Here is a 12237-nt window from a genome sequence, read left to right on the forward strand (position 1 = left end):
CCTTTTTCATATTTTCGACAAGGATGGAGCGGGCCTGAGATGGGAGAGTTGCAAAAATAATGCGCAAGTTAGTAAGAGGATACGACCAAGGTAACCGCGGAATAGGCAAAAAGGTAGCTATTGTTATAATCGGAGGAGCGTTGCTCCTGCATCCAATTTCAGAGCTTGCTCCGGCAAGCTGGAAGATGCTAAAAATAGAAACGGCCGCAGCTGCGAGCAGCGGAACGCTTAAAGAGCTGCAGCAGTCCAACGTGACATCAGGCGCCAAACGAATCGATTATCTTTGGACGACAACACGCAGCGGCAAAACGGCGCAAGCGAACGTCCATGTCATTGAAGTGGATCTCACGAATAAATATGTGCAATTGAATGCGCTGAGCGGCAAAAACAATACGATCGGCGATCGCGATACGATTTTGAATATGGCGAAAACGAGTGGAGCGGTAGCTGGCATTAACGGCGACGTCTATGTGACAACGGGCGAAGGCTCGCCGATGGGAGCGCAGATTACTAGCGGAACGCTCATGACGACGCCAATGCAAATTAAGGGCATGTATGCTTTTGGAGTTACGAAGGACCGTCAGCCGAAAATCGACAGCTACAGCTTCAGCGGCACGGTTACGTCTGCAAGTGGAGCGACTTTCACCCTTTCAGGCATTAATCAGTCATCTTATACGCCGGAGAGCGGAGACTCTACTTACAGCCACGCCAATACGATGTATATCTATACAAGTGCGTGGGCTGGCTCGGAGCGTCCGAAAAATTCCGCTGCATTGCCGACCGAAGTTCTTGTTCGCAATGGCGTTGTCGAGCAGATTTCCGACGGAACTGCACTTACGATGGCTGCGCCTAAAGACGGATATATTTTACGTGCCAACGGTACAGCCGCTAAATTCATTCGCGCCGAAATCAAGGTCGGAGACAAACTGAAATCGGACTACTCGTTAGTTTCCCAAACAACTGGGAGCAAAGTAGATCCGAATCAATTTGAAATGATGGTTAGCGGTCATACGATTCTGGTTAATAATGGGGTAGCATCGGCATTCTCGCGCAGCATTACAGGTGTTAGCGGAGCGGCATACCTTTCCCGTTCAGCCGTAGGCTATTCGAAGGACGGTACGAAGGTATATCTGATTACCAGCGAACAGTACGGTGACAGCAAGGGCGTGAATTTGGCGGAGCTGCAGCAGATTATGGTGAAGCTCGGAGTCTACAAAGGCATGAATCTGGATGGCGGCGGTTCAACAACGATGATCGAGCGCCCGCTTGGGCAGTTTGCTCTGCAATCGGCTCATTCCACGACGTATGGGACGACGATGCGCAGCGTTGCGAGCGGAATTGGCGTATTTACGACCGCGCCTAAAGGTGATGTCAAGGGCATTACAGTAGGCGGCACGAATGTATTGCTGATTGGGCAGCAGGCGACTTTTACGGTAAAAGGGTACGATACGTATTACAACCCGGTAGCAGTTGATGGTACCAATGCCAAATGGAGCAGCTCCTCATCGGTTGGAACATTTAAGGGCGCGGACTTTACGGCGACAAAAGCAGGCTCCACGACCATTAGCGTCAAATCGGGCTCGGCGAGTGCTACATACAAGGTAGATGTTGTCGGACAGGATCAAATTGCGTCGATGACGATTGATAGCGCAGCGGGCATGCTTTCCAAAGGAGCAACCGTTTCGGTACCCCTTACAATGACCTTGAAAAACGGCAAAAGCTATAAGCTGAGCGGCGATTCGCTTAAATGGGAGTTTGTAGGCTTCACTGGTAAAGTATCGGGCGATACGCTTACCGTGCAATCGGTCAATGAGGGCGCAACGACAGGCTATGCCATCGGTCGATATGACGGCTATCCAACGATGCTCCCGCTTACGCAGGGAGGCTCGGAGAAGGCGCTTGAGGATTTTGAAAATGTGAACTATGGCATTTCGACGCAGCTAACTCCGTCTGCGACGACTAAGGGCAGCGTCAAGCTGACTAGCGATCTGGCAGGCCAGACATCAGCTAAAGCTTTGCAGCTTACGTATGATTTTAGCGCAGGAACAGGGACGAAGGCCGTCTATGCTGTGTTTAACGGTACTTCCGGTAAAGCGATTGAAGGCTCGCCTACTGCCATGACGCTTGATGTTTATAGCGATAAGAGCCTCAACTGGCTGCGGGCGGAGTTCACCGATGCCGATGGCAAATCGCATCTGGTAGACGTGGCGAAGCAGCTCAATTGGAGCGGCTGGAAGACGGTGAAGGCTGATTTATCGTCTTATGGCATGAAATATCCGATCAAGCTGAAGCGGGTCTACGTCGTTACAATCGCGGAGGGCGCAGATGAGCGTGCGGCAACCGGCACGATTGGCATTGACAATATGAAGCTGCAATATCCAGGTGAAGCCGTATCTTCTCCAGCGAAAAACATTGTCATGACGATTGGCAGCAAAGCGGCTTCCATCGGAGGCAAGGCGACAACACTCGACGTGACGCCAATTACGCTAAAGGGAACAACCTACGTTCCAATCCGTTTTGTATCTGAAGCGCTTGGAGCCAATCTGCAATGGGACAATAAGCTGAACCGGGTGACGGTATTTGATGGCGCCCATTTGCTTGAGATGGTTATTGGTAAAAAAGAAATCGTGGCGAATGGCAAGCGTTCCACGACAGAGGTTGCGCCTATTGTGCGGAACAATCGGACGCTTATTCCTATTCGACTATTTTCGGAGCAGCTGGGACTTAAAGTAGGCTTTGATAATAGCACGAAGAAAATCACCATTAACTAGGGAAGAGTTCTAAACCGGGATTGCAGGAGCGAGAGCGGATAATATAGGAGGTTTTGCCCGGATATAATGGGTAATTTCACCTCTATTCCCTCACGTTCCCGCAGCATCTGGCAGCTAGAGTTCAAGGCCAAGGAGGCGGCGGACTATGCAATTGTGTTATGATAGTCTAAAAGAACCTTCTATTGGAAAGGTTGCCGAATTTTTATGGATCAACATATTTTAGATATTAACCGTGTCATTACGAATGCGACGCAGGTCATGGAGGACAGCAAATTTCAGATTTTTGAAATTTGCGAGGCTGCACGCGCTGAATTGGAATCACTTGAGCAGGAGCTCGAAGTGGTTATTCAGGAAACGGTAAAGACGATTGAAAGAGTCGATCAGCTTGAGCTGGATTATCGGCAGGCGAGAATCCGTCTAACGGAAGTTAGCCGTGATTTCGTCAGATATAAGGAAGAGGATATTAAATCGGCGTATGAGAAAGCGACGCAGATTCAGCTCGATTTAATGGTTTGCCGCGAGAAGGAAACGTATTTAAAATCGAGACGCGATGATTTGCAAAAGCGCGTGCGCAATGTAGAATCCTCGATTGAGCGTGCAGAGATGATCGCTTCACAAATTAATGTCGTATTGGAATATTTGTCGGGTGACCTCAATCAGGTCACGCGTATTTTAGAATCTGCTAAAACAAGGCAGCTGATTGGCCTGAAGATTATTTTAGCCCAAGAGGAAGAGCGCAAGCGTATAGCCCGTGAGATCCATGACGGACCGGCGCAGTCCCTTGCAAATATTGTCATGCGTACGGAAATTGCAGAAAGAATGTTTCTAAAGAAGGAATTTCAGCTAGTACAGGACGAATTAGTAGATTTAAAGGGTCAGGTTCGTCTAGGACTCGAGGAAATTCGCAAAATTATTTTTAATCTGCGTCCAATGGCGCTTGATGATTTGGGACTTGTACCCACGCTGCGCAAATTTGTACAGGACTTTGAAGAGAAAACAAAAATACATACTGTATTTGATCTTACGGGCAGAGAGATACGGATGCCTTCCGCCATGGAAGCTGCTATTTACCGTTTGGTCCAAGAAGCCTACTCCAATGCGCTTAAGCATGCTAATGCCTCTTACGTTACTCTAGACATGGTTTATACCTCAGATTCAGTTACAATCACCGTATTCGACAATGGTAGTGGATTCCAACAAGAGCTTATCCAGGTGCATAACGGAGACAACTCGCATTTTGGGTTAGTTGGCATGCAGGAAAGGATTGATCTCTTGGAAGGGAAGATGGATATAGACTCAAATTTAGGAAAAGGCACGAAGATTATATTTAAAATCCCTATTACAGCGGAGAATAGAAAGGAGTAAGATGACGAATGAACCAAAGCGCACCTAATCATAAACGTAAAATTAAAATTTTGCTTGCTGACGATCATCAGCTTTTTCGTGAAGGATTGAAACGTATCTTGAATATGGAGGAGGACCTGGAGGTCATTGGCGAATGCGGTGATGGTATTCAGGTGCTCGAATTTTGCAATCATACGATTCCAGAAATCGTCCTGATGGACATCAATATGCCGATTGAAAATGGGGTCGTAACGACCGAGAGGCTTAAGACGATTTTCCCAGATGTGAAGGTTATCATTTTGTCGATTCATGATGATGAAAGTTATGTGTTCGAGACGCTTCGCAAAGGAGCGACTGGCTACCTGCTGAAAGATATGGAGGCAGAGGCCCTCATTAATGCTATACGCTCCGTAGTTAACGGACATGCTTACATACATCCTAAAGTCACAGGCAAGCTGATCAACCAGCTGCGTCGCATGACGTATTTGGATGAAATGGGTGTCGTGTCTGGCGCGGCAGCAGCGAAAGAGCCAGGCGTGAAATTTGTCGCTGGCGATGACAACCCATTAACGCGTCGTGAGGCTGAAGTATTGCGCCTGATGGCTGAGGGCAAAAGTAACAAGCTCATCGGTGAATTTCTATTCATCAGCGAAAAAACGGTTAAAAACCATGTTAGCAGCATTTTGCAAAAAATGGAAGTGGATGATCGCACGCAAGCCGTTATCAACTCCATTAAGTTTGGGTGGGTTACGCTGTAGCCGTTTAAGCCTAAAGCGAGCGAATGTGTGCTGCATAGTGCCGCAAAAGGTGTCCGAAGGACCAAGCTTTGCGAAGCTGGCAGTAGCTTATTAAATAGATGATTCTAGTATCAGAAGCGAATGATGATACAAGGGAAAAATAAATAGGCAGAAAAGAAGAGCTCCCGGGACCATAGTCATATGGCCGGGAGCTTTTTTTATGGCGTAAAGGGGTTTGCACAGGGAATTATTTTTTTTAGCCAAGAGCTATGCGCTTGTCCGCTAATGGTGGAACCACTAGGCGCCCGCAAGCATATAATGCAGAACAAGACAGGTTAGGGCAGCAGAGCATCTGCTGGGGCGCCCGGATGGCCTGAGAAGTGAGCCTAGGGCGGCAAAAATGGCTGTCAAGGAAGCAGAAGCTTAGAGCGACGGATTATTGGAATACAGGCATGGGCAGGTGCCGAGAAAGGTGTAAAAATGATGGGCTTATTTTATAGGGAAATCGGCTCGTTATGCCAGGTATTCCTTTGGAGACGCACATAGGAAAAAGGAAACAAGCATTGAATTATTTTCAGGAGGTGCGGTGCCATGATCAACATTTTTTTAATAGTCGTGGGCTGCTATGTGCTGGCGGGCTTCCTGGTACATGCAGTTTACCGCTGGAAACGCCATAAACGGCGTTCTGCCAGACATTATGTGCTGCTTGCAAATCCCCAGCATTCTAATATGGAACGGATGATCCGATCCTTCTTCTCGTTCTCGCGCTGGATGGGCGTAGATGTTCAGTTGACTGTCGTAGACGCTGGACTCAGTGAGCAAACAAGGGAAATTATACAGCGGTTGAACCGAGCAGATGGAGGAATCAACCTATACGTGGATCGCTATAATGAAGTTGAATCGACCTCTATGATTTCAGAGGAAGGGCGAGCAGGTGTGAGTAGAATACAGCATTTAAGTGAGCATGGATTAGAGGAAAAGGAACTTGGCGTTGAAACGGAAAACCGGCTGTTGGAGCAGGACACAGATCCCAAGCTAAAGCCGGATTATGCGACTAAGCGTAAGCTGAACAATCCGCAAAGCAAATCGAAACGAACAGCATCCAGTTTATTGTGGAGAATGCAGGCAGACGGAGTCATAACGAAAAATGAATACCCTGTCGTCATTGATTTGCAAAATCCAGAGGATTTATCCAAAATTCCTTTTTGAAGGGAAAGGGAAAGGTCGTTGATAAAAGGCTGGAAATCTATTATAGTAATAAAAATAGAATTTGATTTATAGCTTGTTCATGCCTGAGTATATTTAGATACTTTGACATGACTTCTATAAGTATTTCAGTTGGAATAATGAAGATGAAGCACATCTTTGATAGCGCTTAGGCGTTGTTGAGGTGTGCTTTTTTTGTGTTTCACTTGGGAAGGAGATGAGTTAAATGAAAGCTTATATCTATCTTATGCTGAAATCCGCGCGTTGGTCATGTCGAGTAACTATGAAGCCTGAGGTGGATGCCTCCTTCTGGCACGATGCGGAGAGATTGCTTTTATGGGAAATGTCGCTTCCTCTCGGTATAGCTTTGGATGTCGCTGAGCGTTTTAATGAAGCGGGATCAGATGCAATGAATGTAGACAAAGGAGAAGTGTGGGGAGGGGGGAGGACAGCAAGGAGCAGTACCGGATATTCTATGTTTAATATTTTTAGAACATGGCTGGGTGAAGGCAGAATACATCTGAGGAACAGGGGAAGGGAGAGGACTGGCATAAGCAGTGGGGCTGTTGGTGAGAGGTGGGGTGAGAGCTTAGGAGATACGAGTGAACAGTTGGCGTTAAGCCGCTTGGGAGAAATAATTAGTCAAGCTGCTGGTTTGATGCTTGGGCGGGAGGGGCTGGCGGAGCGAATGCCCGCCATGGACATGCGCGAAGCGCTCGCTGCGGATAGCCGCGAGCGGGACGGAATGGCGCGCGGAGTGGAACGCGCGCCAATGCAGGCGCTTGCCGCCGCCGCACAGCAGGCGGCAGCGGCGCTGCAAGGCCGTGCGCTGCTGCGCGGCGAAGCGCACGCACTGCTTGAAGGGACAGCGCCTGCGGCAGCTGTCCCTGCCGTGGAGAAGGACGCTGCGCTGCAGCTAGCGTCCTTGCTGGGCTTGATACAGCTGCGCAGCGCTGTATCAATGAGGGCCAGCCGCGAAGCAGGCTGGCCACAGCGCGCACAGCGCGGGCTTCGCTGCCTGCGTTGCGGCAGCGGAGAAGAGCAGCTGCACAAGGCGCCCTGTGCAGCTTGTGGGCGGGAGGCATGCGCGTATTGCACCGCATGCCTCACAATGGGGCGCAGCCGCGAATGCGAGCTGCTTATATTAGGCGGAGCTGGCGCCGCCAGCAGCTCCGCTTCCAAGCTTTCGCCCCCAAAGCAGCGACTCGCGCGCTGGGGGCTAAGCCCTGCCCAAGCAGCGGCGGCAGAGGCCGCGCTTCATTTTATAGAGCGTCCTGTTCCAAGCCGCTCATCTTCTGAATCGTCTCACGATGCTCTAACCCGCACGCCGGACGCCCATCAAACCAGCTTCCTGCTATGGGCGGTCACTGGCGCCGGCAAAACAGAAATGACCTTTCCTCTTGTGGAGTCGATTCTACTCCGCGGGGGCAAAGCATTAATAGCTACGCCGCGAAGGGATGTTGTGCTGGAGCTGAGTCCGCGCATTAGGAGGGCATTTCCGGAACACAATGTGGTCACGCTGTATGGCGGTAGCGAGCAGCGGTGGGAGCAAGGAGATATTACGCTTGCGACGACGCATCAGCTGCTGAGATTTAACCAAGCATTCGACTTAGTAATTTTAGACGAACTGGATGCTTTTCCATACCACAATGATCCCCAGCTTCATTATGCTGCGGATAAAAGCTGCTCCCCAACAGGAAGAAGAGTGTTACTTTCCGCAACACCTCCGACCGAGCTGCAGCAGCTTGCACGGCGGGGCAGGCTTGCTCATGCGAGAGTACCTGTACGATTTCATCGTCACCCGCTCCCCGTTCCGAGGCTGCTTCGAACACCTAGCGTGGGGCAAATGCTGGTAAAGCTCCAGCTAACGAGGCGGCTTAAAGAAGCGATGCTGTATTCCTTGAAACGCGGTGCCCAGCTATTTGTTTTTGTACAGCGTATTTCGCAGGTCGAACGTATGGCTCAGCTGCTGCAGACGGTGCTTAAGCAGCTCGAAGTAGCGGGCACCTCTTCGCAGGATACGGAGCGAACTGACAAGGTGCAGCGTTTCCGAGCCGGCGAAATTCGTATTCTGGTGACGACTACGATTTTGGAGCGCGGGGTAACCATTCCAAGAAGCGATGTTTTTATTTTGGATGCAGATGGACAGCTGTTTGATGAAGCTTCGCTTGTGCAGATGGCGGGGAGAGCAGGAAGATCCAGTGACGACCCGCATGGCAATGTTATTTTTTGCGCCAAAGAACACACCCGCTCCCAGATGAGGGCTGTCCATCATATTAAAAAGATGAATCGTATTGCGCGAGCTAAAGGTTATCTCAGTTAGGCAATTGAGTATGAAGGGAAAGTTATGAAAAGGAGGCGTACGTTGAGATGAACAGTATCACAATATACCGTTTAGGGCAGAAGCTTGTCAATTATATGGGGAATACTTTGGGTTTGCTCGGCCCATCCGCTCAGCTTTGTCCATTATGCGGCAAAATCGCAAAGACGCTGCAGCGTGGGGGATTTTCAAAAGATCTAGCGAAAAGGAGCATAATGTCAACATCCTTTGCAAAGCTGCTCTGTAGGAATTGTTTGCAGACATTTCCTTGGATACGAAGCCTAAGTTGCAGAATATGTGGACGGGCTGTGGAGTGCCCTGACTGCATAAGGCGCAGTAATGCTGCCTTTGTTCTCAACAGGAGTGCGGTACAATATAGCGAGCAGATGCGGGAGCTTTTAGCTAAGTATAAATATCGGGGAAATGAAACGCTGGAGCCTTTTTTAGGAGAAATGCTGCTATTCCCTCTCACCGAGATGACTCGTGAGCTGACAGGAAGGCTTGGTATCCGGGCGGGAAGTCCATGGTCTCATATTTGGCACGCCATTACTTACGTGCCTGTTAGCGTTGAGAGGGCTGAGGAACGCGGTTTTAACCAGGCGGAAAGGCTGGCAGCATGGGTTTCCCAAAGCTGTGGAATCCCGCTAGTGAACTTATTGGCACGCCAAAAGCATTCAGCCAAGCAAAGCTTTAAAACGCGCTCGGAGAGAATGCGAGATATGCAAAATATTTTTGATGTTGAACGGGGAGGGCTGGAAGGCTTGGTTCAATCCTTGTCCAAGTCTGTCTCACAAGACGCACCGATGAGGCTGTTGCTTGTAGATGATATCTATACGACAGGAAGCACCATTCAAGCTTGCTCGGAGGCCATTCTTAGAAGGGTATCCTGCCCTTTAGAAATATACGCTCTAACTTGGGCGCGTTCCTGAAGCCTATTAGAAACGTATTCTAAGCCAATCTAATCCAATGTAAACAGCGTGTACCTTTGTTTTTCAATACACGCTGTAAAGCCCTTTTTGCTGTACAAATTACCTTATTGATATCGCATTATTTCTCAGACTCAGCTTTAGGAGGCTGTGAAATATGCTCTTCTTCCGTTCCTTCTTCGGTATACAAATAATCCGTGAAATCCTTCAAATGAATTTGCACATGATCTAAAAAACAATCCTGATCTGCCTGGATTTCATTTTCTAAAGCTTTCAGCTTGATTAGCAGTTGTTTGCTGATTGGAGGTTTAAACAATTCTTCTCCTTCATCGTAGCGTGACCACCATTTTTCGAATGTCTGAATCGTAAATGACTGATTAATAAAATGGCCGCAATGGTTGCACCATAACATCAATGCTTTATCACATTCAGCTTCTTCCGGTGTGAATGAAGACTTGTATCCGCAGTGGGGACATTTGTTCATGAATCCTACCATTTTATCACCTTATTTCCTTAGTTCTGCTTTGAAAAAGTTGAAGTAATCTTTCTGAGCACTGATTGGTTCGTACTGGATGCCATTATCAGCGGGATGGGGCTGAGTGTGAATAGCTTTAAGCTCTTGAATATCTTTGGGTATTCCGCTTGGGAAAGCGGCGCATGATGTTGTTGAACGATCATCTCTATTAAAATGTTTGCAAAACACGCAAGGAATCGTTATATCCATAAGGGCCTCCTACCAGCCGGAACATTTATATCCGCCATATTGTTCATACCATTCCCATATTCTCGGATCTACAGGAACTCCGGTCATTTTTGCTGAAAACGTTTCTGCTATTAATTCAATGGGAAACCATTGTGTAGCATAGTTGCTTAAATTATTCGCGATATAGGAGGCCTCTCTATTGGATAAAATCGTCTGAGCGCCATAATTATCGGGGTCCAGCATAGCTATACGGTAAAAGTCCGCTTCCCCTACATTTTGAAAGTGCAGCCAGTGGCCCATTTCGTGCATAATGGTTCTTAGCCGAAAGGGCGAAGACTTTTGGCCTGCTTCATATTCTGCCTGTGTAATGGTAGCTGCATTAGTAAAGTCATAGGTATTACTAATGACAACTTCGCCAGTGGAAGAATTAAAATAGCCATTGGCACCTCTGCCGCTTTTAATATTTACGGTAAGCGGAAATCTTTTGATCATGGAAGCAAATTCTCCACATTGATTTAACAGCATGGCCAGAGCTTCTGTTACGTAATTGGCCGCATCAAGCTTGCGAGCAAAGTTGGTTTCAATGCCAAGATTCCGTGCCCACTCCTCGGCAGCAGCGACCGATGTAAAGGGCTGCCAGGTGACGGGAAGCTGTATCTCTCCTCCTAGAGGCTCAGGGTGCTCCGGTGTTTCTGGATGGGGGTCAGGATAGCCGCCTAAATCTGTTGTGCCAGTTAGCACCAGGTTTACATGCTCGTCAGTAAGAAGGTGAAACATAATATCCAACGTATTTGACTTGCCTAGTGCTGTATGATATTCAAAAGCGAAAGCAGTGCCTGCCGCAACGGGGTATGCTACTTGAAGATAGAGGCCTTCTTCATAGCTTTTACAGTAAATACGTTGGGCTATCGTTTTCCCGCCTAGTGTAAGATTCCAGTAATCCTTCGGGTCAGCATTTGATGCGCGAATAGAAATCGCATAAAATTCAAGGTCATTGGAAAAATGGAAGGTATCCTTAATCACTCTAGCGCCATTTTGCTTTGACGGAATGTTTATGGTTCTACCAATGAAGTTTGATGAAGGCTTGGTTGGATGAAAGGGTGGATCCAGCCTTCCGCCGACTATATATTGAGCGAACATGGTAATTCCCCCTCTGTAATAGTGATGATACGTTTGATAAAGCCCAGCCAAAGCCGAAAGTTGCAACAACCCTTGACCTGTGGTAACATAATGAATATAGTTAACAAAGCTATGTGTGTTGTGGGTAAATATTAAAGTTTTTTAAGCCATCCTTATGGTGATTTATGCTATAATGACCTAGAATAGCTTTCTGAAAAAGTTAGGCATACTCCTGGCATATCTTCTTAAGTTTGTTCATCGCACGAGAAGCATGGGACTTGTTCAAATCTAATAGATTAGAAATTTCAGTCGGCTTCATGTCCATACCCTCTTCGGTAAATAGCATATATTCAATAATTTTGCGTTCTTGTGCAGTGAAGCGAACCTTGTTATTGAAATAATCATTTTTCACATCTGATAAGTCATAACCCACTTCTTCTGTTTTATATGAAAAGCTATCAACCGAAGTATTGTTTTCTTCATGCGCACCATCACAGAAGTTAACTAAAGTGCTATGTTTGACGATCATTCTATTATTTTTGCGATAGTAGTCAAATACTGTTCTTTGAACAACTGTGTGAGCAAAAGTGAATAGATTTTTGTTTATTTTGCCTGTTCGGATTGCATTCAATATACGCACAATAGACTCGCTTTTAACATCAGCTCTGTCTTCGTAGCGTACATTTTTTAGAATATGGTTAAAAATAGGTGTGAGAGCGTTAATATCGAAGTTCTGTATGCTTATCATGTTCATTAATAGTTCCTCCAGCTATTCGTATTTGTGTATTCGAGCGCAGCAAAGCTAGGGATAGCAGTTCTGGTGTGTGCAGCACCATAACTGATCCTTGAAATTTTGATATTTTTTTTGGATAAATCCTTCTATAGGTATAAAGTTGTACGCAGCAGAATGAGGGCTGTCTTTTTTGCGTTTTCCTCCCTTTTTCTCCTTACTATTAGTTGTCGGAGATAGTTATATAATAGTTGCGTCTGATTTTTATTTATTTTTCCAAATAAGTAGATTTGCAACTTATAAATATGAATAAGTATTATCTTTAATTTCCCCTCTTTCTTTTCTTAAATATAGGATGTGCTATGTGAAGAGTACTTTTAA

The 12237-nt window shown here is 47.0% G+C and carries 10 protein-coding genes; 6 read left to right on the plus strand and 4 right to left on the minus strand.

Translation table 11 applies throughout. From position 1 onward, the window contains the following. The first annotated feature begins 59 nt into the window (after positions 1-59). From AC6B99_RS15345 to AC6B99_RS15370, 6 genes are all read left to right on the plus strand, one after another. Positions 60-2771, plus strand: coding sequence for a stalk domain-containing protein (locus tag AC6B99_RS15345; RefSeq protein ID WP_496663659.1), 2712 nt, complete (start codon positions 60-62; stop codon positions 2769-2771). A gap of 204 nt (positions 2772-2975) precedes the next feature. Continuing rightward, positions 2976-4136: a sensor histidine kinase gene (locus tag AC6B99_RS15350; protein WP_056036892.1), complete on the plus strand. Its 1161-nt coding sequence runs from the start codon at positions 2976-2978 to the stop codon at positions 4134-4136. A gap of 8 nt (positions 4137-4144) precedes the next feature. Beyond that, on the plus strand, positions 4145-4873 hold the full coding sequence (locus AC6B99_RS15355) for a response regulator (protein WP_056036894.1): 729 nt from the start codon (positions 4145-4147) through the stop codon (positions 4871-4873). A gap of 570 nt (positions 4874-5443) precedes the next feature. Further along, positions 5444-6061: a hypothetical protein gene (locus tag AC6B99_RS15360; RefSeq protein ID WP_494860909.1), complete on the plus strand. Its 618-nt coding sequence runs from the start codon at positions 5444-5446 to the stop codon at positions 6059-6061. A 223-nt stretch (positions 6062-6284) separates the two neighbouring features. After that, positions 6285-8381, plus strand: a complete 2097-nt coding sequence (locus AC6B99_RS15365; protein ID WP_496663660.1) for an ATP-dependent helicase ComFA — start codon at positions 6285-6287, stop codon at positions 8379-8381. A gap of 449 nt (positions 8382-8830) precedes the next feature. Then, positions 8831-9307: a ComF family protein gene (locus AC6B99_RS15370; RefSeq protein ID WP_496663661.1), complete on the plus strand. Its 477-nt coding sequence runs from the start codon at positions 8831-8833 to the stop codon at positions 9305-9307. Positions 9308-9425: 118 nt separating this feature from the next. On the opposite strand, the gene AC6B99_RS15375 is transcribed toward AC6B99_RS15370, so the two are convergent. The 4 genes from AC6B99_RS15375 to AC6B99_RS15390 form a co-directional block, all read right to left on the minus strand. After that, positions 9426-9800: a hypothetical protein gene (locus tag AC6B99_RS15375; protein ID WP_494860897.1), complete on the minus strand. Its 375-nt coding sequence runs from the start codon at positions 9798-9800 to the stop codon at positions 9426-9428. A 9-nt stretch (positions 9801-9809) separates the two neighbouring features. Then, positions 9810-10028 (minus strand): hypothetical protein, encoded by a 219-nt coding sequence (locus AC6B99_RS15380; RefSeq protein ID WP_494832599.1) that lies wholly within the window; start codon positions 10026-10028, stop codon positions 9810-9812. A gap of 9 nt (positions 10029-10037) precedes the next feature. After that, positions 10038-11147 carry a DUF8551 domain-containing protein gene (locus AC6B99_RS15385; protein ID WP_494860892.1) on the minus strand — a complete coding sequence of 370 codons (1110 nt, stop codon included), beginning with the start codon at positions 11145-11147 and terminating at the stop codon, positions 10038-10040. Between the two features lie 199 nt (positions 11148-11346). Then, a complete protein-coding gene (locus AC6B99_RS15390) occupies positions 11347-11880 on the minus strand; it encodes a sigma-70 RNA polymerase sigma factor region 4 domain-containing protein (protein WP_496663662.1) in 534 nt (177 codons plus the stop codon). Positions 11881-12237: the final 357 nt, after the last annotated feature.

The sequence above is a fragment of the Paenibacillus liaoningensis genome (assembly GCF_059609455.1).

Bases quoted from the DNA above. Each gene is read 5' to 3' on its own strand.
- AC6B99_RS15345 (WP_496663659.1), top strand. From the start codon at position 60: ATGCGCAAGTTAGTAAGAGGATACGACCAAGGTAACCGCGGAATAGGC.
- AC6B99_RS15350 (WP_056036892.1), top strand. From the start codon at position 2,976: ATGGATCAACATATTTTAGATATTAACCGTGTCATTACGAATGCGACG.
- AC6B99_RS15355 (WP_056036894.1), top strand. From the start codon at position 4,145: ATGAACCAAAGCGCACCTAATCATAAACGTAAAATTAAAATTTTGCTT.
- AC6B99_RS15360 (WP_494860909.1), top strand. From the start codon at position 5,444: ATGATCAACATTTTTTTAATAGTCGTGGGCTGCTATGTGCTGGCGGGC.
- AC6B99_RS15365 (WP_496663660.1), top strand. From the start codon at position 6,285: ATGAAAGCTTATATCTATCTTATGCTGAAATCCGCGCGTTGGTCATGT.
- AC6B99_RS15370 (WP_496663661.1), top strand. From the start codon at position 8,831: ATGCTGCTATTCCCTCTCACCGAGATGACTCGTGAGCTGACAGGAAGG.
- AC6B99_RS15375 (WP_494860897.1), bottom strand. From the start codon at position 9,800: ATGGTAGGATTCATGAACAAATGTCCCCACTGCGGATACAAGTCTTCA.
- AC6B99_RS15380 (WP_494832599.1), bottom strand. From the start codon at position 10,028: ATGGATATAACGATTCCTTGCGTGTTTTGCAAACATTTTAATAGAGAT.
- AC6B99_RS15385 (WP_494860892.1), bottom strand. From the start codon at position 11,147: ATGTTCGCTCAATATATAGTCGGCGGAAGGCTGGATCCACCCTTTCAT.
- AC6B99_RS15390 (WP_496663662.1), bottom strand. From the start codon at position 11,880: ATGAACATGATAAGCATACAGAACTTCGATATTAACGCTCTCACACCT.